Annotated in this window: 20 protein-coding genes and 2 pseudogenes; 15 read left to right on the top strand and 7 right to left on the bottom strand. The window is 72.0% G+C overall.

The features are described 5' to 3' along the window. Window positions 1–15 precede the first annotated feature (15 nt). A complete protein-coding gene (locus ACZ7OO_RS09220; RefSeq protein ID WP_471503059.1) occupies window positions 16–879 on the bottom strand; it encodes a tetratricopeptide repeat protein in 864 nt (287 codons plus the stop codon). A gap of 171 nt (window positions 880–1,050) precedes the next feature. Here ACZ7OO_RS09220 and ACZ7OO_RS09225 point away from each other — a divergent pair, with 171 nt between their 5' ends. Continuing rightward, window positions 1,051–1,677 carry a maltokinase N-terminal cap-like domain-containing protein gene (locus ACZ7OO_RS09225; RefSeq protein ID WP_471503061.1) on the top strand — a complete coding sequence of 209 codons (627 nt, stop codon included), beginning with the start codon at window positions 1,051–1,053 and terminating at the stop codon, window positions 1,675–1,677. Between the two features lie 26 nt (window positions 1,678–1,703). Here ACZ7OO_RS09225 and ACZ7OO_RS09230 read toward each other — a convergent pair whose 3' ends face one another. The 3 genes and pseudogenes from ACZ7OO_RS09230 to ACZ7OO_RS09240 form a co-directional block, all read right to left on the bottom strand. Next, the gene (locus tag ACZ7OO_RS09230; protein WP_471503063.1) at window positions 1,704–1,976 is read right to left on the bottom strand and encodes a ferredoxin; all 273 of its coding nucleotides are present in this window, start codon (window positions 1,974–1,976) and stop codon (window positions 1,704–1,706) included. Between the two features lie 3 nt (window positions 1,977–1,979). Beyond that, complete coding sequence (locus ACZ7OO_RS09235) at window positions 1,980–3,437, bottom strand: aldehyde dehydrogenase (RefSeq protein WP_471503065.1); 1,458 nt, start codon at window positions 3,435–3,437, stop codon at window positions 1,980–1,982. A gap of 245 nt (window positions 3,438–3,682) precedes the next feature. Further along, a pseudogene (locus tag ACZ7OO_RS09240) lies at window positions 3,683–5,133 on the bottom strand (amidase). A 352-nt stretch (window positions 5,134–5,485) separates the two neighbouring features. On the opposite strand from ACZ7OO_RS09240, the gene ACZ7OO_RS09245 reads away from it, so the two are divergent. From ACZ7OO_RS09245 to ACZ7OO_RS09270, 6 genes are all read left to right on the top strand, one after another. Beyond that, window positions 5,486–6,052 (top strand): dihydrofolate reductase family protein, encoded by a 567-nt coding sequence (locus ACZ7OO_RS09245; RefSeq protein ID WP_471503067.1) that lies wholly within the window; start codon window positions 5,486–5,488, stop codon window positions 6,050–6,052. Window positions 6,053–6,186: 134 nt separating this feature from the next. Next, a complete protein-coding gene (gene ku, locus ACZ7OO_RS09250; protein WP_471503069.1) occupies window positions 6,187–7,086 on the top strand; it encodes a non-homologous end joining protein Ku in 900 nt (299 codons plus the stop codon). 430 nt (window positions 7,087–7,516) lie between these two features. Further along, window positions 7,517–9,085: a N,N-dimethylformamidase beta subunit family domain-containing protein gene (locus tag ACZ7OO_RS09255; protein ID WP_471503071.1), complete on the top strand. Its 1,569-nt coding sequence runs from the start codon at window positions 7,517–7,519 to the stop codon at window positions 9,083–9,085. A gap of 251 nt (window positions 9,086–9,336) precedes the next feature. Then, window positions 9,337–10,368, top strand: a complete 1,032-nt coding sequence (locus ACZ7OO_RS09260) for an MBL fold metallo-hydrolase (protein WP_471503416.1) — start codon at window positions 9,337–9,339, stop codon at window positions 10,366–10,368. 10 nt (window positions 10,369–10,378) lie between these two features. Further along, window positions 10,379–10,810, top strand: coding sequence for a nuclear transport factor 2 family protein (locus tag ACZ7OO_RS09265; protein ID WP_352218609.1), 432 nt, complete (start codon window positions 10,379–10,381; stop codon window positions 10,808–10,810). Window positions 10,811–11,216: 406 nt separating this feature from the next. Beyond that, window positions 11,217–12,248, top strand: coding sequence for a hypothetical protein (locus ACZ7OO_RS09270; protein WP_471503073.1), 1,032 nt, complete (start codon window positions 11,217–11,219; stop codon window positions 12,246–12,248). Here ACZ7OO_RS09270 and ACZ7OO_RS09275 read toward each other — a convergent pair. Beyond that, window positions 12,245–12,930 (bottom strand): annotated as a pseudogene (locus ACZ7OO_RS09275) (phosphotransferase). The gene ACZ7OO_RS09270 and the pseudogene ACZ7OO_RS09275 overlap by 4 nt on opposite strands. A 337-nt stretch (window positions 12,931–13,267) precedes the next feature. On the opposite strand from ACZ7OO_RS09275, the gene ACZ7OO_RS09280 reads away from it, so the two are divergent. The 7 genes from ACZ7OO_RS09280 to ACZ7OO_RS09310 all read left to right on the top strand — a co-directional run bounded on the left by ACZ7OO_RS09280 (window position 13,268) and on the right by ACZ7OO_RS09310 (window position 20,378). Beyond that, window positions 13,268–14,473, top strand: a complete 1,206-nt coding sequence (locus tag ACZ7OO_RS09280; protein WP_471503075.1) for a prenyltransferase/squalene oxidase repeat-containing protein — start codon at window positions 13,268–13,270, stop codon at window positions 14,471–14,473. Next, a complete protein-coding gene (locus ACZ7OO_RS09285; protein WP_471503077.1) occupies window positions 14,470–15,084 on the top strand; it encodes an SCO2322 family protein in 615 nt (204 codons plus the stop codon). The genes ACZ7OO_RS09280 and ACZ7OO_RS09285 overlap by 4 nt, the downstream gene beginning before the upstream one ends. Beyond that, window positions 15,077–16,153 (top strand): energy-coupling factor transporter transmembrane component T, encoded by a 1,077-nt coding sequence (locus ACZ7OO_RS09290; protein WP_471503079.1) that lies wholly within the window; start codon window positions 15,077–15,079, stop codon window positions 16,151–16,153. Before ACZ7OO_RS09285 ends, ACZ7OO_RS09290 begins: the two co-directional genes overlap by 8 nt. Then, the gene (locus tag ACZ7OO_RS09295; RefSeq protein WP_471503081.1) at window positions 16,150–17,916 is read left to right on the top strand and encodes an ABC transporter ATP-binding protein; all 1,767 of its coding nucleotides are present in this window, start codon (window positions 16,150–16,152) and stop codon (window positions 17,914–17,916) included. The genes ACZ7OO_RS09290 and ACZ7OO_RS09295 overlap by 4 nt, the downstream gene beginning before the upstream one ends. Beyond that, window positions 17,913–18,722, top strand: coding sequence for an ECF transporter S component (locus ACZ7OO_RS09300; RefSeq protein WP_471503083.1), 810 nt, complete (start codon window positions 17,913–17,915; stop codon window positions 18,720–18,722). Before ACZ7OO_RS09295 ends, ACZ7OO_RS09300 begins: the two co-directional genes overlap by 4 nt. A 335-nt stretch (window positions 18,723–19,057) precedes the next feature. Continuing rightward, window positions 19,058–19,471: an aggregation-promoting factor C-terminal-like domain-containing protein gene (locus tag ACZ7OO_RS09305; RefSeq protein WP_471503085.1), complete on the top strand. Its 414-nt coding sequence runs from the start codon at window positions 19,058–19,060 to the stop codon at window positions 19,469–19,471. A 220-nt stretch (window positions 19,472–19,691) separates the two neighbouring features. After that, window positions 19,692–20,378 (top strand): YoaK family protein, encoded by a 687-nt coding sequence (locus ACZ7OO_RS09310; RefSeq protein WP_471503087.1) that lies wholly within the window; start codon window positions 19,692–19,694, stop codon window positions 20,376–20,378. A 157-nt stretch (window positions 20,379–20,535) separates the two neighbouring features. Here the strand turns inward: ACZ7OO_RS09310 and ACZ7OO_RS09315 are convergent, their stop codons facing one another. Continuing rightward, entirely contained in the window at window positions 20,536–21,771 is a 1,236-nt protein-coding gene (locus tag ACZ7OO_RS09315; RefSeq protein ID WP_471503089.1) for a cytochrome P450, read from the bottom strand. A 286-nt stretch (window positions 21,772–22,057) separates the two neighbouring features. On the opposite strand from ACZ7OO_RS09315, the gene ACZ7OO_RS09320 reads away from it, so the two are divergent. Further along, on the top strand, window positions 22,058–23,227 hold the full coding sequence (locus tag ACZ7OO_RS09320) for a steroid 3-ketoacyl-CoA thiolase (protein WP_471503091.1): 1,170 nt from the start codon (window positions 22,058–22,060) through the stop codon (window positions 23,225–23,227). A gap of 165 nt (window positions 23,228–23,392) precedes the next feature. Here ACZ7OO_RS09320 and ACZ7OO_RS09325 read toward each other — a convergent pair whose 3' ends face one another. Then, entirely contained in the window at window positions 23,393–25,435 is a 2,043-nt protein-coding gene (locus ACZ7OO_RS09325; RefSeq protein WP_471503093.1) for a bifunctional glycosyltransferase 87/phosphatase PAP2 family protein, read from the bottom strand. Window positions 25,436–25,467: the final 32 nt, after the last annotated feature.

Genomic DNA, 25,467 nt, shown 5'->3' on the forward strand with positions numbered 1-25,467 from the left:
CCCGGTCCCCGGGCCCTACCCCACCGCCCCCAGCCCGCTCCAGCTCCGCCCGATCGCGGTCTCCCCCGCCCACCGCTCCAGCAGCCGCCGGGCCTCCGTCTCCGGAGCCGCCAGGGACACCCGCTGGGCCCCGGCGTGGACCTTGCGCGACTGTTCGTGGGTGCCCTCGCTGCAGCAGGAGCAGAGCATCTGCAGGCTGCTCGCGGGCTCCGCGCCGAAGTCGTGCTCGACGAACAGGGCGATCAGCGCGTCCAGGTCGGCGGTCTCGCCGGCGTTCACCGTCACCTCCAGGGTCGGCAGCTCGGAGGCCCGGAAGAGGAGCAACTCGTCGAAGACGGGGAACTCGTGGCCGTCGACCACCCGGCGTCCCGTGGGCTCGCCGTCGTGCACGACGATCTCCCCGAACCGCCGCCCCGCCGTCACCGGCACGTTCATCACCCTGCCGCGCGTCGGGCACAACCGGTCGATCCACACGACCTCCCGCTCGCCACCGGTGTCCAGCCGCACGCAGGCCACCCCGAACCGGCCGTCGATCTCCCCCTCCCCCTCCGGAAGGTCGATGCCGAAGCCGGCCCAGGCGTCCCGGGCGGTGGCCCAGTCGCCCTGGATGGTGGCCGCGATACCGAGGTTCCAGAACGCCGGGTCGCCCGCACCGCGCGGAGCACGGGCGGCGGCCTCGCGGCCCAGGGCGCAGGCCTTGGCCCAGTTGCGCAGGAACTTGTGGGCGAGCGCGGCGTCGTACCACCACACCGCGCTCCGCTCCTCGTCCGGGAACCGCGCGAGAACCTGTTCGAAGAGCCCGGCCGCGGTCAGCCACTCCTCGGCCTCCCACGCCTCGTAGGCTTCGTTGATCAGGCCCTTGGCCTCGGACTTGCGCACGTTCCCCACCCTGGTCGGCCCGCCGGACCGCAGGAGCGTATCCCAGGGCACCGACAGGCCAACGCCAGGTCACCGGCAGGCCGGCGACAAGCCGGCGCCAAGTCACCGGATCGGCCGCCGGGGTCGAGGAGCCTCTGGCGAGGCCCCCGCGCGAGATTGGAGAATCTCCTCATGGCACTCATCCACAACACCACCCTCAAGCCCACCAAGGTGGAACTCATCGCCGCCTGGCTCCCCACCCGCCCCTGGTACCGGGGCCCCGCAGCACCGGAGTTGGTGAAGGCCGGCGGGTTCCGGCTCGACGATCCGGAGGGCGAGGTCGGGATCGAGTTCATGGTCGTCTCCGAGGGCTCGGACACGTACCTCGTACCGCTCACCTATCGCGGCGCTCCGCTGGACGGCGCCGAGCACGCGCTCGTCGGCACCATGGAGCACGGTGTGCTCGGTACCCGCTGGGCCTACGACGGCTGCCACGACCCGGTGCTGACGGCCGGGTTGGCGGCCCTGATCGAGGGGCGTGCCGCGGCGCAGGCGCAGAGCATCACCGACACCCCGGACCGGGAGGTCGCCCGTGGGTACGCCGGAACGGGCCCGCTCCCCGGCCTCGGTGCCCCCGTCGACACCGACGAGAGCACCGAGTTCGCCGTAGCGGACGAGGGCCTGGTGCTGCGGCTGCGGCGCGTACTGACCCCCGGGTCGCTGCCGCCCGCCGACGCGGCCGGGCATGTCACCGGAGCCTGGCAGCAGCCGGACGGCACCCGCGCCAGGGGGTTGTTCGCCGCTCTCCAGCCCCGATAGTCCTCGGGCGAGGGTTACTCCTCGGGTTACTCCTCGGGCGGGAAGACGGGTTCCCCACTGCCCAGCAAGGTGATCGTGATCGCCTCCACCGGGCAGTTCTCCGCCGCGTCGAGGATCCTGCCGTTGGCGTCCGCCTCCGGGTCCACGGGGTGGGACTGCATGGCGGAGTCGAGACGGAAGGCCCCGGTGGCGCGGTTGACGCACTGCGCCGAGCCGATGCAGATCGAACGGTCGACCTCGACGTGCCAGCGGTCACCCGCCCCCACGCTCGAATACGCTCGCGCGGGAGGTACCCCCATCTCTCACGCCTCCCAGCCGGCCGGGAGGTGGATCATCTTGTGTTCGAGGAACTCGCTGTAGCCCTCGGGCCCGAACTCCCGCCCCAGACCGGAGTTCTTGTAGCCGCCGAACGGCCCGAGCATGTCGAGGCTGAAGGTGTTGACGGAGTAGGTGCCCGTACGGACCTGACGCGCGACCTCGATGCCGTGCTCCACGTCCGCCGTCCACACGCTTCCGCTCAGCCCGTAGTCCGAGTCGTTCGCGATCTTCAGGGCCTCGGACTCGTCGCCGTAGGGGAGGAGGCAGATCACCGGACCGAAGATCTCCTCCCTGGCTATCCGCATGGAGTTGTCGACGTCGCCGAAGAGGGTCGGTTCGACGTACCAGCCCTTGTCCAGACCCGCCGGACGGCCGCCGCCCGTGAGGATCTTCGCGCCCTCCTCCTGCCCGATCCGGATGTAGTCCAGATTCCGTTGCTGCTGGCGGCGGGCGACGAGGGGGCCCACCTGGGTGGCCGGGTCGAGCGGGTCGCCGACCTTCAGGGCGCTCGCCGCGGCCGCGAAGGCGTCGGCGAACTCTTCGTAGCGGGAGCGCGGGACGAGGATGCGGGTCTGGGCGACGCACGCCTGGCCGTTGTTCATCCAGGCCGCGGGGACGATCCCGGCGACGGAGGCGGCCACGTCCGCGTCCGGCAGCACGACCGCCGCCGACTTGCCGCCGAGTTCCAGGGTCACGCGGGTGAGGTTCCGTGCGGCGACCTCCATCACCCGCTTGCCGGCCGCGACCGAACCGGTGAAGGAGACCTTGTCGACACCCGGATGCGAGACCAGGTACTCACTCACCTCGCGGTCCGCCGGGAGGATGGACAGGACGCCGTCCGGCAGTCCGGCCTCTTTGGTGATCTCCCCCAGGATGTACGCGTCCAGCGGCGACTCCGGGGACGGTTTGAGCACCACCGTGCAACCGGCGAGCAGCGCGGGGGCGAGCTTGGCGGCGGCGACGAACTGCGGCACGTTCCACGGCACCACGGCCGCCACGACCCCGACCGGCTCCCGCCGCAACAGGATCTTCCCCAGCACCCCGTCGCGCGTCTGCTCGTACGTGAAGTCGCGTGCCACCCTGATCGCCGCGTCCCACACCATCATCGCGCCGAGCGCCTGCGCGAGAACGCTCCACGAGTACGGCGAACCGTTCTCGGAGGAGATCACCCGGGCGATCTCCTCATGCCGTACGGCGATCGCGTCCTTGATCCGCGTGACGACCTCGACCCGCTCGTCAAGGCTCATACGCGGCCAGGGGCCCTCGTCGAAGGCCCGCCGCGCGACCCCGACCGCCCGGTCCACATCCTCGCGCGAGGCATGCGGCACCCGCCCGAAGACCTCCTCGGTATGCGGCGAGACCACCTCGATGACGTCTTTGCCCAGAGGGTCGGTCAACTCCCCGCCGATGAAAAGCTGCCCATGTTCCAGGAACTCGGTCATGGCGCCCCGCCACCCTTCCTGACGATGTTTCAGAACTGATACCAGTTCTAGTTGAACTAAGCCAGGGATGGGACCGAATAGGCCCCCACCAGCGGTTTTCCCGCTGGTTGGGGGGTGCCGTTACCCCGCGTGGGCCGTCTGTGGGCCGTCATGGCCTCCACGGGCCGCCCGGTACCTGCCGTCGAAGTGCCTGAGCGCGTGCACGCCGTCCCCGCGGGACTCCGCGGTCCGCTTGGTCGTGCGCCCTACTGCGGTGCCTGGAAGCCGCCGATCTGCTCCTCGAGCAGTTCGGCCAGCCGCAGCGGGGTGCGGTCCTCGAACAGCGGACCGATGAGCTGCACTCCCACCGGCAGACCCTCGGGGGACCGCCCCGCCGGTATGGCGGTGGCCGGCAGGCCGGGCATGGTGGCCAGACCGGCCCAGACGAGCTGGTCGAAGTACGGGTACTCGTCGCCGTCGATGTCGATCCGGCGTTCCAGCGGATCGGGGTTGTGGTCGTGCGGGAACGCGGGAGTGGGCGTGATCGGGCACACCACGGCGTCGAACTCGGCGAACAGTTGCCGCCAGCCGTGGCGGTGCAGTTCGCGGCGGTCGTTCGCTTGGAGCCAGTCGCGGTGGCTGAACACCATGGCGCGCAGCCGTGCCGCGTCGAGACTCCGGTCGTCCGCGCTCAGTCCGGCGGCGCGGGTCCGCAGCCGATCGTACGGTTCGACGGGAAAACGTGCGACGGAGCCCGAAACCAGCAACTGGCTGTAGAGCGTCCCGGCCTCGGTCAGATCGGGTAGCAGCGGACTGTGCCGTTCGACGTGGGCGCCGCCGTCGACAAGCGCGTCGGCGACTCGGTTCACGCCCGCCCGCACCGCCGACCCGGTTGGAATGAGCGGATGTTCGTCGAGGATCAAGACCCGGAAGTCGCGGAGCCGTTCGTGGCGCGCGGGCGGCAACCTCAAGTGGTGCGCCACGCCGAGCGTCAACGGATCCGGTCCGGCCATGACGTCGAGCAGGAGCGTGAGGTCGCGGGCGGTGCGCGCCATCGGACCGACGACGGCGAGGTCGAGGTCGACCGGCAAGGCCGGTGCGGACGGCGGGACCATACCGCGGTTGGCCGCCAGCCCGAGTGTCGGCTTGTGTGCGTAGACACCACAGAAATGCGCGGGGTGCGCAGTGAACCGGCGAGGTCGGAGCCGATGGACAGCGCGCCGAATCCGCACGCCAGGGCCGCCGCTGATCCTCCGGAGGATCCGCCCGGCGTGCGGCCGTGGTCCCACGGGTTGTTGGTGGTGCCGTGGATTTCGTTGAAGCTCTGGATATCTTGCAGCCCCAAGGGCACATTGGTCTTGCCGAGCACCACCGCGCCTGCGGCCTTGAGCCGCGAAACCTGTACCGCGTCCTCGGTCGGCACATAGTCCCGGTGGTGCGGCATGCCCCAGGTCGTGGGCAGCCCGGCGATGTTGTAGGAATCCTTGACCGTCACCGGGATGCCGAGCAGCGGCCGGTCCTCACCGCGGGCCCGCGCCCGGTCGGCACCGCGCGCGGCGGCCCGTGCACGGTCGAAGTCCGGCACACAGATCGCGTTGATCGCCTTGTCCTCCCGCTCGATACGGGCGATCGCCTCGTCGGTCAATTCAGCCGAGGTCACTTCACCGGCACGCAAGGCAGCCGCGAGTTCTTCGGCCGTCCGAAAATTCCACTCCATGAATCGGACGGTACGGGTCTCTGTGAGAGGTCACGAAATGCCGTTTCGCGCAACGGATGGACGCCTCTTGCCAAAGCCGATTCTTCCGCCGATGGCGATGGCGATGCCCGTCCAGCCCGCTCGTGACATGCCGATCTTGCATGACCTGGGCGTTCTTGGCTGTCTCACGTCTCAAAGCCGTGGCATTTCTTCGCGAGGGCGAGGTCGAGATCAGGCGACTTGCCCGTGTCGGCCGAGCACACCACGCTGAGCCCCGAGCACGAGGACCACCGGCGAGCCCAGATCGCGCACCGATGAGTTTCCTGCGCCGCGCCGGTCTGTACGCCGGACACCCACGGACGGAAGCTGGGCCATGCGGAAACTGATCTACGGCATGAACCTGACCCTGGACGGCTACATCGCCGCGGCCGGCGACGACATCGGCTGGAGCGGACGGCCGAGCCACGAGCTGTTCCAGTGGTGGCTCGACCACGAGCAGGCGAGTGGCCTGTCGCTGTACGGGCGCAAGCTGTGGGAGACGATGAGCTCCTACTGGCCGACCGGCGACCAGCAGCCGGGCGCCACCGGGGCGGAGATCGAGTTCGCGCGGAACTGGCGGGACACGCCGAAGGTGGTGTTCTCCTCGACGATCGACAAGGTCGACTGGAACACCCGCCTGGTCACCGGCGACGCGATCGCCGAGATCACCCGGCTCAAGGCCGAGGACGGCGGCCCGATGAACATCGGCGGCGCAACGCTCGCCGGGGCGGCCATGCGCGCCGGGCTGATCGACGAGTACGCGATCGCCGCCCATCCGGTCCTGGTGGGCGGGGGCACGCCGTTCTTCACCGCGCTGGACAGCTGGGTGAACCTGAACCTGGTGGAGACGCGGACGATTCCCGGCGGCGTGGTCCTGACCAGGTACGAGACGAGGCGCTGAGCAGCAGCACCCGACACGCTTCAGTCTCACGGTGATGTCGTGTACGGCATCGGTACGACACGGCCCGTGAGATTACGACATCAGCGGCGAGACCCTACACTGATGCTGCTCGGGGCCTGCTGCGGAGGTCTGCCATGCCCCGAACCATCTGGTCAGGTGCCATCTCGTTCGGCCTGGTGACCGTTCCTTGCAACGTGGTCAGTGCCACGGAGGATCACAGCGTGCGCTTCCACCAGTACCACTTGGCGGACATGGGCCGGGTGCGGGTGCGGAAGTACTGCGAGATCGAGGAGCGTGAGGTCTCCCCCGAGGAGATCGGCAAGGGCTACGAGGTGACCAAGGACCAGGTCATCCCGATCACCGACGAGGAGCTGCGGAACCTGCCGCTGCCGACCGCGAAGGCGATCGAGATCGAGGGCTTCGTGTCGCTGGAGTCCATCGACCCCCTTTACATCAGTGCCGGTCACTACCTCCAGCCGAAAGGGGCGGTCGCGGCCAAGCCGTACCGGTTGCTGGTCGAGGCCCTGGGGCGCTCGTCGCGGGTGGGCATCGTCAAGTTCGCCTGGTCCGGCCGTGAGCGGCTCGGCATGCTCCGGGTGCGGGACGACGTGATCGTTCTGCATCAGCTGTTGTGGCCGGACGAGATCCGCAGCCCCGACGAGATCACCCCGCCGCCCGTGGAGGTCCACGAGGACGAGGTGCGCGGAGCGCTCGCCCTGATGGACACCCTGACCCGCGACGACCTCGAAGGGCCCGAGTTCCGGGACACGTACACCGAGGCGCTGGAGGAGATCATCGAGGCGAAGCGGGAGCACAAGCCGCTTCCGGAGGCGCCGGAGCCGCAGAAGCCGGCGAAGGTGCTCGACCTGATGGCCGCGCTGAACGAGTCCGTGCAGCAGGCGAAGGCCTCCCGCGGCGAGACGACCGGGGAGGCAGACGTGCACGAGATGCCGAAGAAGAAGGCGGCCGCGAAGAAGCAGCCGGCGAAGAAGGCCACGGCGAAGAAGACGACCCGGCGGCCGCGGAGCGCCTGAGGTGCCCGGCCCCGGAACGTGCGGATCCCCCGCTCAAGCGAGATCACGGGCGAGAACAGGTCCGGCAGCGACGGCTCTGTCCGCGCCCACTGCAGGTCAGTCAACGCAGGCCACGCCGGCGATCAGATGATCTGAAAGAAACGGCGAACCGTCAGTCCTTGGTGAGCGCGAACCTCGCCTGCTCGGCCTGAGGCCAGGGACCGGGGTCACCTCTCCCGCTCCTTGCGGATCCGGCGCAGCCGGGGCCCACACCCGGGAGAACGTCGTCCGTGGTCATGGCTGGTGTTGCGGTTTCGGCAACGCCGTTTGTCATTCCAGCAGCGTCGTCGCCGTGCGGGGGCGGGCCGCCGGGGGTACGGTCGCCGGAGCGTGTCCGACCGCCGGGCACGGAAACCGGGACCGTGGCGACAGCAGGACCCAGGGAGACGATGTGGACGCTCCAAGGCGGCAGGCAGCGTTGCCGGTCCCCGGGTCCGGGACCGCGCGCAGGCGGTTCCTCGGGCTGTGCGCGGGCGTCGGGCTGGGGGCTGCGGCCGCCTGCGACAAGACGGCCCCGGCCCACCGGTCCACCGGCCCCGCCAACCGGCTGCCCGAGGCGGAGCGGGACCGGCCGGGGACCGACGACTGGCGCATCGGCTCCCTCGGCGCGCTGGACGCGATCGCCGGCTACACCGACCGGGTGAGCGTGACACCGGGCGAGGAGGTCGGTCTGGCCGTCTCCACCACGGCCGCCGCCTTCCGGGTCTCGGCGCTGCGCGTCGGCTGGTACGGCGGGAAGCGGGCCCGCCGCGTCTGGTGGTCGCCGCGCATACCGGGCCGCGCCCAGCGGCCCCCCGGGGTCGTTCCCGGTACCCGCACCGTGCACGCCGACTGGCGGCGCACGCTCACCATGGACACCACCGACTGGCCGGAGGGCGCCTATCTGCTCCGGCTGGAGGCCGAGAGCGGCCACCAGCGGTACGTGCCGCTGATCGTGCGCTCCGCCCACGGCGCGGGCCGTACCGTCCTGCTGCACGCCCCGGCGACCTGGCAGGCATACAACAGGTGGGGTGGGCTCAGCCTCTACGCCGGCGCCGACGGCAGCTACGCCGGCCGCTCGCTGGCCGTCACCTTCGACCGCCCCTACGACCAGAACGGCGCGGAGAAGTTCCTGGTGTACGAGTGGGCGGCGGTCGTACTGGCCGAGCGGCTGGGCATACCGCTCGCCTACACCACCGGGACGGACGTGCACGCCGACCCCGGCGTGCTGGCCGGAGCCGCCGCCGTCGTCTGTCTGGGCCACGACGAGTACTGGACGCCCGAGCAGCGCCGGCACGTCACGGCCGCCCGCGACGCCGGCGCCAACATCGCCTTCCTCGGCGCCAACACCTGCTTCCGGCGGATCCGGGTGGAGGCCTCGGACACCGGCCCCGGCCGTACCGTCGTCTGCTACAAGTCCGCCTACACCGCCGACCCCTGTTTCCCCTCCCGGCCCGCCCTGGTCACCACGGACTTCCGCGCGGCCCCGGGTGCCGACCCGGAGTCCTCGCTCACCGGCGTGCTGTACGAGGGCTACCCCGTGGACGCCCCCTATGTCGTCACAGCGCCTGACCACTGGCTGTACGAGGGCACCGGAGTCCGCGCCGGCGAGCGCTTCGACCATCTCGTGGGCGTCGAGTACGACCGAGTCGTCCCCGGCGCCACCGCTCCCGGCCCGCTGGAGATCACGGCCCACTCCCCCCTCGTGTGCACCGGCCGGCGCAGCCACAGCGACTCGGCGTACTACACCGTGGCAAGCGGGGCCGGGGTCTTCGCGACCGGCACCATGCGCTGGGTGGAGGCCCTGATGGCGGCCACCGGCGACGGCAGCCGGCACCACGGCATGAACGCCGCCACCCGTGCCTTCGTGACCCGCACCACGGAGAACCTGCTGCGCGCCTTCGCCGAGGGCCCGGCGGCCCACCAGCGCCCGGCGCCACGCCCCAACACCCGCCAGGTGTACGGAACCGACTCGGCGTGACCCCGGCGCCAACGCCGTCCGGGTGTCGCGGGGCAGCACCCGTAGCACCATGGCTGCGTGCTGCCGACCCGGCGACCAACAACGACTCCCCCGCTGGTCGGACCGTCCCCCAAGTGAACTTCTCCGCGGACCATCCGATGTGAAACCAGTTCTAGTTATAGTGAGCGACGGCCGTGCGGCGGTGCGGGGGCGGAGGGCGCGGAATGATGGACGGACAGGGCGGGCAGGAGCGGTCGGCGGCGGTGCCGCCCGTGGTGAACGTGCACGACCACGGCGGGGGCGTGCGGTCCGTCGAGGTTCCCATCCCGGACAATCCCCTTGGGTACACGCTGGTGTACGTCGTGGACACGGATCGCGGGCCGGTGCTGGTCGATACCGGGTGGGACGATCCCGGGTCGTGGGACGTGCTGGTTGCGGGGCTGGACGCGTGCGGTACCGGCGTCGGTGAGGTGCACGGGGTCGTCATCACTCACCATCACCCCGATCACCACGGGCTGTCGGGACGGGTGCGGGACACCTCCGGGGCCTGGATTGCCATGCACGCCGCCGACGCGGCCATCGTGCGGCGGGCCCGGGAGACCCGGCCCGAGCGCTGGTTCACCTACATGGCGGCGAAGCTGACGGCCGCCGGTGCGCCCGAGGAACATGTGGCGCCGCTGCGGGGCGGACCCCGGCGACGAAACTCCCCGCCGGGTCTGTCCCCCGCCCTTCCCGACCGCGAGATCCTCCCCGGCGAGCTGCTCGACCTGCCTGGTCGCCGGCTGCGTGCCGTCTGGACGCCGGGACACACGCCCGGCCATGTCTGCCTGCACCTGGAGGAGGACCACCCGGCCCGACTCCCCGGGCGTGGGCGGCTGTTCTCCGGCGACCATCTCCTCCCTGGGATCACCCCGCACGTCGGCCTGTACGAGGACCCCGACGACGCGACCGTCACCGACCCCCTCGGCGACTACCTCGACTCCCTGGAACGCATCGGCCGCCTCGCCCCCGCCGAGGTCCTCCCGGCCCACCAGCACACCTTCACCGACGCACCGGCACGGGTACGGGAGCTTCTGGCCCACCACGAGGAACGCCTCACCGCCCTTCTCTCCCTCCTCCGGCAGCCCCTCACCCTGTGGGAGTTGGCCGTACGGATGGAGTGGAACCGGCCCTGGGAGCAGATCCCCTACGGATCGAGGAACATCGCCGTCTCGGAGGCGGAGGCGCATCTACGGCGCCTGGTGAAACTGGGGCTCGTGGAGCCGGTGGCGGGGAGTGAACCGGTGACGTACGCGGCGGTGTAGTAAGGAGCGCATGGACTCCTTGGAGCGGCTTCTCGCCGAACGTGCCTGCGAGCGTCTCGTCGTCGACTTCGTCCGTCGGCTGGATCTCGGCGAACCGTCCTCCGTCGCCGGGTTGTTCACCGAGGACGGGTGGTGGGAGTGGCCGCCGCCGGGAGACGGGCGGCGGGTGGAAGGGCGGGATGCGCTGGCCGTGTACTTCGGGTCCAGGCCGGCGGATCGGCTCTCCCGCCGGGTCATGTCCAACATCCTGGTCACGGTGAGCGGTCCGGAGACGGCGACGGCGACGTCGTACTTCCAGACGTATCGTGTCGACGGTTACCAGGGGGGCATGGTCCCGGCCGGGCCGCCCGCCCAGATCGGCCACTACGAGGACACGTTCCGCAGAGTCGACGGCCGGTGGCTGCTGGCCTCCCGCTCCCTTGTTCTGCCGTTCGCCGGCTGAATTCGGTTGCGCTGCGCGCCGTCCCGCGAACCACCCGCCCGCCGCCACTGCCTTGTCGACGTACGCGGTGAGGAGGCGTTCCATCGGTGTCGGCGGTTCCGGGGCCGCCCCGGGGTAGTACGCGTCCTGTACACCGGTCAGCGGGGCATGGGCGTCACCAAGGTCCCCCTGGACAAACGGCGTTGACCGGTCGGTCAGCCGAACCTTCCCCGTCACCAGACATGACAATGGTCACTGCCGGATTGTGCAGTAATCGTTGACATATGACGGTTCGCCGGGAAAGGATCCGGAAAGGATCACGTCACCAGGCCACGGTCGCACCGACCCGCCCCGGGTGCCGTCTGTGGGGGAGCGGCGTCGGGGGCGACCAGCCGCCCCGCCTCCTCCCGGAAGGTGAGGCGAACCGATGTCACAGCCCGTCCTGCTCCTCGGCGCCGGTCGCCGGCGGGCCTACGACGAGTTCGTGCTGACCCGTGTCGCCGCGGCCCGTCCGGTGGTGCTGGTGGACGCGGCACCGCCTGCCTGGGCACGACCGAGCCTGGCCGGCCATCTCGCGGCGGACCCCGGCAAGGACGGGGCGACGGCATCGGCGGTGGCGCGGTTCGCGGCCCGGCACCGGGTCCGCGGTGTGCTGACCCACTCGGGCGAGTACACGGTCGCCGCCGCCAAAATCGCCGGGCAGTTGGGGCTGCCCGGTCCCTCCCTCGCCGCGGCCGCCGCCTGTGCCGACCCGGCCGCGCTGCGCACCCTGCCGGCCGCCGGCACGGTCCCCGTCGACGACCCCGGCACGCCCCGGGTCTGCGCCGAGACCGTCGTCCTGGACGGCGAGATCCGCATCGTCGCCATCACCCGTACGACCCTGGGCCCGGCGCCCGCCCGGCAGCCGCTCCGGCACACCGTGCACGCCCATGACGGCCTGCTGCACAACCGTTTCCTGCGCCTGGCCGTCGACCGCACCGTGCACGCCCTCGGTCTCACCCGGGGTGTGCTGCACATCGGGTTACGGCTCACCGACCGCGGCCCCCGGGTCACCGACGTCACCCCGTGTCTGCCGGGCGATCTGATCCCGCTCCTCGTCAAAAGGGCCACCGGCGTGGACCTCGCCCAGGCCGCCGCCGCGCTGGCCACCGGCGAGGTGCCGGACACCACGCCCACCCGGCAGCGGGCGGCCTCGATCCGGTTCGCCTACCCGGCCGCCACCGGCCGCCTCGACCACCTGGACCTCTCCCCCGACGCGGCCCACGAGCCCGGCGCCGACCGCATGATCCTCACCCAGCACGCCGGCAACCACGTCACCGCCGGGCCGCACGCGACCGTCGACGACCGGCTGGCGCTCTGGGTGGCCGTCGGCGAGGATCCCGCCGACTGCGACGACGCCCTGCGCCGCATGGGCCGCCACCTGTCCGCGGGCATCGCCCCGGTCGCGACAGCGGCCTAAGGCACGTGGGTCCGTATCAACTTCTCCGCCGCACCGAGCAGTTCGACCTCCCGGCGGCTCATCGTCGGATTGGCCGCCCGCCGCCGCAGGGCCTCCGCCAGCCCCTCCTCCGTCAGTTCGCCCGGATCGGCCAGCAGGGCAGTGAGCAGTTCGCGGGCCAACGGCATCTCCCCCACCGCGACCTGGGCGAGGATCACCGCGGACATGGCCCAGTCGAGGCCGGGCGGCCCGTCCTCGGCGTTGGACCAGTCGATGCCCCGCGGACCCTCGGGGGTCATCTCCCCCAACTCTCAACTTCGTTCGAGCCGGGGCCCCCATCGTTGTCCGGATGCAGGTCGAGGTGCAGGACGCGAGAGCCGGGGTCGGCCGGGTCCCGCCCGGGCACCGTGTGCAGCCGCCGTAGCAGCGAGGCGAGCAACTCACCGCCCTCCGCCGCGCCCATCTCGCCCGCCAGGAGTGCCGCCGGCATGGTCGGCCCGGACAGCCGTTCCATCACCAGGTCGGTACGGGACCCGGAGGTCCGCACCCGGGGCACCGGATACCCGTGCTCCCGTACGTACGTCATCACCGCGCCCTCGGCGGCCGTGTCCCCCCAGCCGTCCCGGTCACGGCGCAGCACCCACGCCTCGTCGGTCTCGTACACATCGGCCGAACGCCCCGAGCCGAGCAGTCTCCCCGTCATGGCATGACCATAACCAGCGGCTACGATCCACAGCCGCCCCTCAGCCTCGATCCGGCGGCCGGTAAAGTAGCCGGGTCGTCATCACCCGTACGGGGGAAAGCCGGTGCAAACCCGGCGCTGACCCCTCCCCACTTCTCGGCTTCGCTCGAACCGGGGAGACACCTGTCCGTGAACCGTCCCAGCAGTGACGGTGAGCCGGACCGCCCCGTGCGGGACGTTGATCGGCTCATGTGCGCCGGCACCCGCCGTCGCACGGCACCGTCGAGGTTCACGGAGCCGAGCCGCCGGGGTGACCCGTGCCGCCCGGCTCCCCCGCAGGGAGAGGCACCCGCCGATCATGACCGTCCTCCGCCGCAGCGCCGCGGTGCTGGCCGCCACCGCCGTCATCGGCGCCGCCACGCCGGCCATGACCGCGCTGGCCGCCGACGACCCGTCCCCGTCCGCTTCGACGGTGCTCCCGTCGGGCCTGTTCGGCAGCACGGACCCCAAGTTCGACGGCGTCTGGCGCCAGTCGCTCGCCCTGCTCGCCCAGCACACGGTGGGGGTGACCCCGGCCGTGAAGGCGGTGGACTGGCTGGCCGGGCAGCAGTGCGCGAACGGCTCGTACGCGATGTTCCGTGCCGAGCCGACAGCGGCCTGTGACACCAAGCTGACGGTCGACACGAACAGCACGGCGGCAGCCGTCCAGGCGCTGACGGCGCTCGGCGGCCACGACGACGCCGTCGGCAAGGCGGTGACGTGGCTGAAGTCGCAGCAGAACAAGGACGGCGGCTGGGGCTACACCCCCGGCTCGCCCAGCGACACGAACTCCACCGGCGTGGTGATCGGCGCGCTCACGGCGGCCGGCGAGAGCCCGGACAAGGCGACGGGCGAGCTCCTCGCCAAGTGGTCCATCCGCTGCCGCGAGGACGGTGGCGGCGCCCTCGCCTACCAGCCGGACAAGAAGGGGAAGCTGGCCGCCAACGCGGACGCGACGGCCGCCGGGGTGCTCGGCGCCCTCGGCAAGGGGTTCGTGACGACGGCCGGGAAGGCCCCGGCGGACAACCCCGTCTGCGCCGACTCCGACAAGGCGCTGACGCGAGCGGACGTGGCCCGAAACGGCGCCGCTTATCTGGCGCGGGCGATGGACGACCAGGGGCACCTCGTCTCCACGCTCGCCGGTGCCACGCCCCAGCCGGACTACGGCAACACCGCCGACGCGGTCGTGGCCCTGGCCGCGCAGGGCTGGACCAAGCCGGCGCAAAAGCCCTACACCTGGCTTGAGACCCATGCCGTGCAGTGGGCGAAGCAGAGCGGGCCCGCGGCCTACGCCGAGCTGATCTTCGCCGCGCATGCGATGGGCGCGGACCCGCGCGACTTCGGCGGTACGAACCTGGTGACGGCCCTCAACGCGACGGGCCCGGCGCCCGAGGCTGCCGCCAAGCACAGAGAGGAGAAGAAGTCGTCGGGGACCAGCGTCTGGTGGATCGTCGGCGCGGGGCTCGTCGCCGGCATCGGCATCGGCTTCCTGTTCAGCGGGCGCCGGAAGCAGCGGCAGCCGTGACCGCGGCCCGCCGTGCGGCGCTGCTGCTCATGGCCACGCTGACCTTGCTGGCGACCGCCGCGCCGGCGGAGGCCGCCGGTTACCGCTACTGGTCCTTCTGGGAGCGGGACGGCTCGCGGTGGACGTACGCCACCCAGGGCCCCTCCACGGCGCAGCCGGACGACGGCGCGGTCGAGGGGTTCCGGTTCGCGCTGAGCGAGGACTCGGGGGATGCGTCGCAGCCGCGCGGGACGGCGGCCTTCGGGACGATCTGCGCCGACACGGCCGCGGTCCGGGGGAAGAAGCGGGTGGGGCTGGTCATCGACTTCGGTACGACGGCGGACGCGCCGTCCGCGGAGCAGCCGCCGGTGCGGCGGACAGCCTGTGCGGTGGTCTCGGAGGACGCCACGACGGCGGAGGCGCTGGCGACGGTGGCGAAGCCGTTGCGGTACGACACGAACGCCTTGTTGTGCGCGATCGAGGGGTATCCCGAGAAGGGGTGCGGGGAGAAGGTGGCGGCGGGCGGTACGTCGGGCGGCGGGCCGTCGGTGGGGCTGCTGGCCGGGGTGGGGGTGGTCGTGGTGGTGGCCGCGGGAGCCTTCTGGCAGGCTCGGCGGCGGAAGAATGGGTGACCGCCGCTCCCTCCACCCCGGCGCCTGGTGGCTCTGGTCTCTCTCCCTCGGTGTCGCCGCATCGCGCACCACGAACCCCCTCCTCCTCGCCCTTCTCATCGCGGTCACCGCCTACGTCGTGGCCGCCTGCCGGAGCCGGACGCAGGGGTCCCGTTCCTACTCCGCCTTCGCCAAGCTCGCCCTCGCCGTCCTTCTCGTCCGGCTCGCCTTCACCGTGCTCCTCGGCTCCCCCGTCCCCGGCTCGCACACCCTCGTCACCCTCCCCGAAGTCCCGCTCCCCCACTGGGCGCAGGGCATCCGGCTCGGTGGCAGGGTAACCGCCGAGGCGCTGGCCTTCGCCCTCTACGACGGCCTCAAGATCGCCACTCTGCTGATCTGTGTCGGCGCCGCGAACGCGCTCGCCGATCCGGCCCGACTCCTCAAGTCGCTGCCCGGAGCACTGTACGAGCTGGGCGTGGCCGTGGTCGTCGCCCTCACCTTCGCGCCGAACCTGATCGCCGACGTCCAGCGGCTGCGCGCCGCCCGCCGGCTGCGTGGCCGCCCCGACTCCGGTGTCCGGGGTCTGCTCCAGGTCGGACTGCCGGTACTGGAGGGCGCGTTGGAGCGCTCGGTCGCCCTCGCCGCCGCGATGGACGCGCGCGGTTACGGCCGCAGCGCCGAGGTGCCGGACCGGGTCCGTCGTACGACGGCTTCGCTGACCCTTGGCGGGCTGCTCGGGGTGTGCGCGGGAACGTACGGGCTGCTCACCGCCGAGGGCGGCGCCTATGGGCTGCCCCTGCTGCTGGCCGGGGTGGTCGCCGCGCTGGCCGGGCTGCGGCTCGGGGGCCGCCGTTCGCTGCGCACCCGTTACCGGCCGGACGCGTGGGACGCGCGGGCCTGGATGGTGTCCGGGTCGGGCGTGGCCGTCGCCGGGCTGCTGGCGCTCGCCGCGGTCCGGGATCCGGACGCCCTGCATCCCGGGGTCGTACCGCTGGTCGCCCCCACGCTTCCGTTGTGGCCCGCGGCCGCCGTGCTGCTCGGTCTGCTGCCCGCCCTTGCCTTGCCGAATGTGCCGAAGGAGCCGTCATGATCCGTTTCGAGGACGTCTCCGTGACGTACGAGGGCGCGGCCGGACCGGCCGTCCAGGGCATCGACTTCGAGGTGCCGGAGGGCGAACTCGTCCTCCTCGTGGGCCCGTCCGGCACCGGCAAGTCGACGATCCTCAACTCCGTCAGCGGACTGGTGCCGCACTTCACCGGCGGCACACTGCGCGGCCGGGTCACCGTCGCGGGGCGGGACACGCGGACGCACAAGCCGCGTGAACTCGCCGATGTCGTCGGCACGGTGGGGCAGGATCCGCTCGCCCACTTCGTGACCGGCACGGTGGAGGACGAACTCGCCTACGGGATGGAGTCGTTGGGGATCGCCCCGGCGGTGATGCGGCGGCGAGTGGAGGAGACCCTCGATCTGCTCGGGCTCGACGCGCTGCGGGACCGGGCGATCGGCACGCTCTCGGGCGGGCAGCGGCAGCGGGTCGCGATCGGGTCGGTGCTCACCCCGCATCCCGGGGTGCTGGTTCTCGACGAGCCGACCTCCGCCCTCGACCCGGCCGCCGCCGAGGAGGTGCTGGCCGTGCTCCAGCGGCTGGTGCACGATCTCGGGACCACGGTGTTCCTGGCCGAGCACCGGCTGGAGCGGGTGGTGCAGTACGCCGACCGGGTCGTGCTGCTCCCGGAGCCGGGGGCCGCGCCGGTGTGCGGCACCCCCGCCGAGGTGATGGCCGTGTCACCGGTGTGTCCGCCGGTGGTGGAGCTGGGGCGGCTGGCCGGGTGGTCACCGCTGCCGATGACCGTGCGGGACGCCCGGCGACAGGCGGGCGGACTGCGGGAACGGCTCGCCGGGCGGCCCCCGGTCCGACGGTCTGTCGCCACCCTCGCCGCTCCCCCCGCCGGGCACGCCCCGGAGCAGCGGCCCACCGCCACCCCCGCCGCTTCCCGCGCCGGGCGGGCCGACACCCAGCGGCCCGCCGCCGCCCCCACCACGCCCCGCGCCGGGCGAACCGAAATCCGACGGGCCGCTGCCACGCCGACCACCCCCGCCAACCCCCTCGCCGAGGTCCGCTCCCTCGGTGTCCGCCGGGGCCGGGTGGACGCGCTGTGCGGCGTCGATCTCAGCGTCACGGCCGGCGAGACCGTCGCCCTCATGGGCCGCAACGGCGCCGGGAAGTCCACCCTGCTCAACGCCCTGGTCGGGCTGGTCGAGCCGGGCTCGGGGACGGTCCGGGTCGGCGGCGCGGTGCCGCATCGCACGCGCCCGCGTGACCTCGTACGCCTCGTCGGTCTGGTCCCGCAGGAACCCCGTGACCTGCTCTACGCGGACACGGTCGGCGCCGAGTGCGCGGCCGCCGACCGGGACGCGGGGGCTGCCCCGGGGACCTGCCGTGACCTGGTGTCCGGGCTGCTCCCCGGGATCGCCGACGACACGCATCCCCGCGATCTCTCCGAGGGACAGCGGCTGGCGCTGGCGCTGGCCGTCGTACTGACCGCCCGGCCGCCGCTGCTCCTGCTGGACGAGCCGACCCGGGGCCTCGACTACGCGGCGAAGGCCCGGCTGGTCGGCATACTGCGCGGGCTCGCCGCCGACGGGCACACGATCGTGCTGGCCACGCACGACGTGGAACTGGCCGCCGAGATCGCCCACCGGGTCGTACTGCTCGCGGAGGGCGAGGTGATCGCAGACGGGCCGACGGACGACATCGTCGTGTCCTCGCCGTCCTTCGCGCCGCAGGTGACGAAGGTCCTCGCGCCACAGCGCTGGCTGACCGTGGCCCAGGTGCGGGAGGCGCTGGCATGACCGGCCCGGTGCGGCTCGGCCCCCGCTCCCTGGCCGCCCTCCTCCTCGTCAGTGCCGTCGGCGTGGTCGCCGTCGGCTGGCCCTTCCTCGCCCCGCCCTCCTCCCGGATCGGCTCGCACGCCCAGGACGCGCCCTGGCTCTTCGCGGGCCTGCTGCTCCTGCTGGTCGCCGTGCTCGGGGCGACCACCTCCGAGTCGGGGCTCGGTCCGAAGGCCGTCGCCATGCTCGGCGTGCTGGCCGCGACCGGGGCGGCGCTGCGGCCGATCGGTGCGGGCACCGCCGGGATCGAGCCGATGTTCTTCCTGATGGTGCTGAGCGGGCGGGTACTGGGGCCCGGCTTCGGCTTCACCCTCGGCTCGCTCACCATGTTCGCGTCGGCGCTGCTCACGGGCGGGGTGGGGCCGTGGCTGCCGTTCCAGATGCTGGCGATGGGCTGGTTCACGATGGGCGCCGGGCTGCTGCCGGGCGCCGGGCGGCTGCGCGGGCGCGGCGAGCTGGCGCTGTTGGCGGGCTACGGCTTTCTGGCCGCGTTCGCCTACGGCATGGTCGTGGACCTGGCCGGCTGGCCGCTGCTGGCCGGCAACGCCTCGAACATCGCCTTCGACCCGCACGCCGGGGCCGCCGCCAATCTGGCCCGGTTCCTGGCCTACAGCCTGGCCACCGCCATGGGCTGGAACCTGGGCCGCGCCCTGTGCACCGTCGTCCTCACCCTCGTCCTCGGGCCGGCCCTGCTGCGGGCGCTGCGCCGCGCGACCAGGAGGGCCGCTTTCGAGACCGCGGTCACATTCGACGGTCCCGGGGCGTGAGACGCCGTACGCATCCGGTGACGCCTCCGGTGAAGCACCCCACATGACGCAGATCACCTACGACCCAGGACAGTAGACAGACTTTCCCTAAATGTCCGCTTCGCCAGGGCTCTGACCTGCACATTGAGAGCCACGTCACACAACGGGCCAACACCGCCTATGCGACCACAACTAGTAAAAGGGGTGATTGCGGACGTGTTTCCGGCCTGCTTCTCTGGACGACGTCGCCAGGCACCACCGGCCCCCAGCGGGTCACGGAGCCGACGCACACGGCCACCGACCACGGGTGGTTCCGGAGCACGGCGACTCCCTGTCCCCGAAGAACGAGGTTCTCCGTGTCCGTGTCCGTCATCCGCCGCATCGCCTCCCCGAAGAAGGTCCTCACCGCCGCCGCCGTGGCCGCCGCCACCGCCGGTATGGCGCTGAGCGCGGCGCCCGCCCAGGCCGCCACCACCTCGGCCTCCTCCGCTCAGGCGATCGCGCACAAGATGATCCCGGACGCCGCGCAGTTCAACGCGTTCAGCAAGATCGTCTCGCATGAGAGCGGCTGGAACCCCAGCGCCACCAACAGCTCCTCCGGCGCCTACGGCCTGGTCCAGGCCCTGCCGGGCGCGAAGATGGCGTCCGCCGGTTCCGACTGGAAGACCAACCCGGCCACCCAGATCAAGTGGGGTCTGGACTACATGAACTCCCGCTACGGCAGCCCGACGGCCGCCTGGAGCTTCTGGCAGGCCAACGGCTGGTACTGAGCCGGCCGACCCGCTCCCCCTGAACCTCGGCACCCTCGCCCCCTCCTCCCGGGCGAGGGTGCCGACGTATGTCCGGACGTGGTGGACTGGGGCCCCAGAGATCCCAGAGACCCCGCGCAGGCCCCGGAGGCCCCGGAGGCCCCGGAGGCCCCGGAGGCCCGGACCCACCGGGTTCTGGACCCACCGAGCCACCTGGTCCGGCGCGACACCCGGAGGAGCGATGCCCACGGCGACACCCGCCCGCGATCCCGAGACCCGCGGTGTGCGGATGGTCTTCGTCCTGCTGGCCCTGACCGTGGTGAGCGGCCTGATCGACGCCGTCAGCTATCTCGGCCTGGGCCATGTCTTCACCGCGAACATGACCGGCAACGTGGTGGTCCTGGGCTTCGCGGCCGCCGGGGCGCCTGGCTTCTCCGTCCCCCACTCGGCGACCTCCCTGGCCGCCTTCCTGCTGGGCGCGGCAGTGGGCGGCCGGGTCGCGGCCCGGTTCGGCGGCGGCTCCCGCAGGCGGTGGGTGCGGGTGACCCTGGCGGCGGAGGCCGTCCTGTTGGCCGTGTCGGCCGTGGTGGCCTTCGCCCGGCCCGGCGCAACGGCCACCACGTACATCCTGATCGCGCTGACCGCCTTCGCGATGGGCCTGCGCAACGCCAACGTCCGCAAGCTGGGTGTCCCCGACCTGACCGCCACCACGGTCCTGACCACGACCCTGACCGGCCTCGTCTCCGAGTCCCGCCTCGGCGACGCCACCAACCCCCGCTCCCCGCGCCGCGCGGCCGCGGTCCTCGCGCTGATCGCCGGCGCGGTCCTGGGCGCCTGGCTGGTCCTCCACATCGACCTCGGCTTCCCCCTGCTCATCGCGGCGGCGGTCTCCGGGGTACTGATGGTGGTGGCGTCCGGACGGGAGTGACCGGAGTGACCGGAGTGACTGGAGACCGGAGTGACCGGACCGGAGTGCGCGGTACCGGCGTCTCGGGGGAGGCAGGAACGGGGCGTGGGAAGGGGGTGCTCCTGCCTCCCTCGAGGCGGGCCGGCGGCGCCGGGAGCCGTCGGCCCGGGTCGGGGGCCTACGACGTGGTGACCTGGAGGTGCTTCACGCCGTTGATCCACGCGGAGCGCAGCCGGTCCGGGTCGCTGACCAGGCGCAGGCTCGGCATCGCGTCGGCTATCGCGTTGAAGATCAGGTCGATCTCCAGGACGGCCAGCGACTTGCCCAGGCAGTAGTGGGGGCCGCCGCCTCCGAAGCCGAGGTGGGGGTTGGGGTCGCGGGTGATGTCGAAGGTGTCGGGGTCGGTGAAGACGTCGGGGTCGTGGTTGGCCGAGGCGTAGAAGACGCCGACCCGGTCGCCCTTGCGGATCAGCTTGCCGCCCAGCTCGGTGTCCTGGGTGGCCGTGCGCTGGAAGGAGTTGACCGGGGTGGCCCAGCGGACGATCTCCTCGGCGGCGGTCGACGGGCGCTCGCGCTTGTAGAGGTCCCAGGCCCCGGGATGGGTGAGGAAGGCGTGCATGCCGTGGGTGATGGCGTTGCGGGTGGTCTCGTTGCCGGCCACCGCGAGCATCAGCACGAAGAAGCCGAACTCGTCGGAATTCAGGTTGCCCTCGTCCTCGGCCGCCACCAGCGTGGAGACGATGTCCTGCGCCGGGCACTGCTTGCGGTCGGCGGCCATGTTCATCGCGTAGGCGATCAGCTCGGTGGCCGACTCGGCGCCCACCTCCTCGGTGATCGCGTACTCGGGGTCGTCGTAGGAGATCATCTTGTTGGACCAGTCGAAGATCTTGGCCCGGTCGTCCTGGGGGATGCCGATCAGTTCGGCGATCGCCTGGAGGGGGAGCTCGCAGGCGACCTCGGTGACGAAGTCGAAGGGTCCCGAGTGGGCGCGGGCGGATGCGACGATCGCCCCGGCCCGGTCGCGCAGCCGCTCCTCCAGGGCGCGGATGGAGCGTGGGGTGAAGCCGCGCTGGATGATCTGGCGGACCCGGGTGTGCTCGGGCGGGTCCATGTTCAGCAGGATCAGCCGCTGGGCGTCGATCGCGTCCCGCGGTATGTGCTCGGTGAAGCGGATGATCGCGGTGTTGAGCCAGGACGAGAAGATCTCGGGGTGGGTGGAGACGTACTTGACGTCCGCGTGCCGGGTGACGGCCCAGTAGCCGTCGTCCGCGAAGCCGGCCGTGCCGTGGGGCTGTTCGATCCAGCGGACCGGTTCGGCCCGGCGCAGCTCGGCGAACTCCGGGAGCGGCACGCGGTGATGGAGCAGATCGGGGTCGGTGAGGTCGAACCCGTCGGGCAGCGCGGGACAGGGCATGGCGACTCACTCCCACCGTGTACGAACCTGGATACGTATGCCTTGCGACTGTCTTACGACAGCCTTCTGACGGGCCGTCAGAAACGGCCGGTTGCCGTGAAGGTAGTAACGGGTTCTACAAGTCGCAAGGGGCACGGTCACTCCAATTGCATGCATCCCTCTTGCGGTTGTGGACGGGCTGTCAGCAGACTGCACACAGAACTAGTACGCGTTCTAGTTCTGCGTGGCGGGCCGGGCCGGGACGCCCCTGCGCCGCGCGGGTGACCGAGGAGAGGACCGAGCCCCCATGGCCGCGGAACCCGTGATCGTCGAAGCCGTACGCACCCCCATCGGCAGGCGCGGTGGCGCGCTCGCCAATCTCCATCCCGCCTATCTCCTGGGCGAGACCTACCGTGAACTCCTCGGCCGCACCGGCATCCCCGCCGACTGCGTCGAGCAGATCGTCGGCGGCACGGTGACCCACGCCGGCGAGCAGTCCATGAACCCCGCGCGTACGGCCTGGCTGACCGTGGGGCTGCCGTACGAGACGGCGGCCACGACCGTCGACTGCCAGTGCGGCTCCTCGCAGCAGGCCTCGCACATGACCGCGAACATGATCGCCGCCGGGGTCATCGACGTCGGGATCAGCTGCGGGGTCGAGGCGATGTCGCGAGTGCCGCTGGGCTCCGGCTCCAAGCACGGGCCGGGCAAGCCCTTCCCCGACGAGTGGAACGTCGATCTGCCCAACCAGTTCGAGGCCGCCGAGCGCATCGCCCGCCACCGGGGCCTGACCAGGGAGAACGTCGACTCGCTCGGGCTGCTCTCGCAGGAGCGGGCGGCGCACGCCTGGGCCGAGGAGCGCTTCAAGCGGGAGACCTTCGCCGTGCAGGTGCCGACGACAGAGGAGGAGCAGCACGCCGGTCAGGGCATGTGGCGTCTTGTCGACAAGGACGAGGGCCTGCGGGACACGTCCATGGAGGCGCTGTCCGGCCTGAAGCCGGTGATGCCGACGGCGATCCACACCGCGGGCAACTCGTCCCAGATCTCGGACGGCGCGGCGGCCATCATGTGGGCGTCGAAGCGGATGGCCCGCGCCCTGAAGCTCCGCCCCCGGGCCCGGATCGTCGCGCAGGCCCTGGTCGGCGCCGACCCGCACTTCCACCTCGACGGCCCGATCGACGCGACCCGGGCCGTGCTCGGCAAGGCGGGCATGACCCTGAGGGACATCGACCTGGTCGAGATCAACGAGGCGTTCGCGTCGGTGGTGCTGAGCTGGGCCCAGGTCTTCGAGCAGGACCTGGACAAGGTCAACGTCAACGGCGGCGCGATCGCCCTGGGCCATCCGGTGGGAGCCACGGGCGCCCGCCTCATCACCACGGCCCTGCACGAACTGGAGCGCACGGACAAGGAGTTCGCCCTGGTGACCATGTGCGCGGGCGGCGGCCTGGCCACCGGGACGATCATCCAACGGCTCTAGCTAGGACTCTGACAATTCCCGTCTGCCTCGCGACGCCGTGCACGCTCCCCCAGCCTTCGGCCGGGGGGACCCCAGAGCACGCGCCTGACGCCGCGAGGCCGCCCTCCGGGCGACGACGGGAATTGCCAGACAGGCCCTCGGCCTGCCCGCAGGGGCGGTGCGGCGTCAGCCCGGCGCCGGTACCGCCTCCCGGTCCATGTCGTTGACCGCCGCCGCCTTGACCATCCGGGCCCGCGGGCCCTGCAGCAGATACCCCACCCCGAAGCCCGCGCCGACCACCGCCGCGCCGCCCACCGCGTCCAGGACCCAGTGGTTGCCGGTGACGATGATCGCCGAGACCGTGAAGAGGGGGTGGAGCAGGCCGAGTGCCTTCATCCACCGCTTCGGGGCGACGACGGCGATCACGATCCCGCACCACAGCGACCAGCCGAAGTGCAGCGAGGGCATCGCCGCGTACTGGTTGGTCAGCTGGGTGAGGGTGCCGTAGTCCGGCTTGGCGAAGTCCTGCGGACCGTGGACCGTGTCGATGACACCGAGGCCCGGCAGCAACCGCGGCGGCGCCAGCGGGTAGAGCCAGAAGCCGATCAGGGCCAAGGCGGTGGCGAAGCCGAGGGCGGTGCGCGCCCAGCGGTAGTCGACCGGGCGGCGGACGCAGAGCACCGCGAGGACGGTCAGCGGGGCGACGAAGTGGAAGGACTCGTAGTAGAAGTCGAAGAAGTCCTGCAGCCAGCCGATGCCGTACACGGCGTGGTTGGCCCAGTGCTCGATGTCGAGGTGCAGGAACCGCTCGATGTCGAGGATCTGGTGCCCGTGGTGCTCGGCCCGGGCCCGCCCGGAGGTGCCGTTCCCGTCCCCGGCGGCGGCCAGCCGGATCTGCTGGTAGGCGAAGTAGACGAGCCGTATCGCGAGCAGTTCGAGGAAGAGGTTCGGCCGGGTCAGCACCCGGCGCAGCGAGGGGGTCAGCGGCACCCGGCGGAAGCGGGCCGGCACCGGCTCCGCGTAGTTCGTCGGGATGGGCCGGGCGAACTCCGGTGCGGTACGGGACAGGAAGGGTACGACCGTGGCCGCGGCCAGGGCGGCCAGCAGGACGGCGTTGTCACGCACGGGGACGAAGAGGGACTGGTTCGGCAGCAGTGCTTTGGCGGGCAACGTCATCACCAGGACCACCACTACCGGCCACACCGACCGGTCGGCGGCGCGCCGCCCGGCCCGCCCGACCACCGCGAGCAGCACCCACAACAGCTGGTGCTGCCAGGCGGCCGGTGACACCGCCACCACCGCGCAGCCGGTGATCGCGACCGCGAGCAGCAGCTGCCCGTCCCGGGCGTAGCGCACCGCGCGGCGCAGCGCGAGCACGGCCACGGTCGCGGCGAGCGCCAGGAACAGGACTATCTCCAGCGGGCCGCTCAGCCCGAACCGCAGCAGGGCGCCGTGCAGCGACTGGTTGGCGAGCGCGTCGGCCTTGCCGCCGAGGCCGACGCCGGCCATGTGGTGGACCCAGTAGGTGTACGAGTCGTGCGGCATCGCCGCCCAGGCCAGCGCCGTGCACGCGGCGAAGGTGACGCCGGTGGCGATCGCGGCCCGGCGACGGCCGGTGAACCACAGCAGCGGGGCGAACAGCAGCACGGCCGGCTGGAGGGCGGCGGCCAGGCCTATGCAGAGCCCGCCGGCCCGCTCCCCGCGCACGGCGAAGCAGCCGAGCAGGACGAGGAGCACCGGGATGATGCTGGTCTGGCCGAGCCAGAGGGTGTTGCGGACCGGCAGCGAGAGCATCAGCAGGCTGATGGCGACCGGGGCGGCCAGCAGCGCGGTACGGCGGCTCACCGGCTGGGGCAGCGCCCGGGCGGCGACCAGGCCGAGAGCGACCACCAGCAGCAGCGTGCCGAAGGTCCAGCCCCAGCCGAGAGCCTGCTCGGCGGCCCTGGTGAGCGGCTTGAGCACCAGCCCGCCGAACGGCGAACCGGTGAACCGCGTCGAGTCGTAGAGCGAGCCCTTGACGTGCAGCACGCCCTCAGGGCCGACCCAGGTCTCCAGATCCGTCAGCCGCTCCCCGCTCGGGGTGCCGAGGACGGCGGCCATCTGCCGTACGGCGAGGATCGCGGCCACCGCCCACAGGCCGAGCCGGGCCATCCTGAACCGTGTTCCTGGCTCCGCTCCCGCTGCCCCGAACGCGCCCCCCGGTCTTGCACTGTGCTCCACGTTCGCCACGCCCCGTCGGCCTCCCGCCCCGCTCGTCCGCT

It is taken from the genome of Streptomyces sp. NPDC111744, from assembly GCF_055634995.1.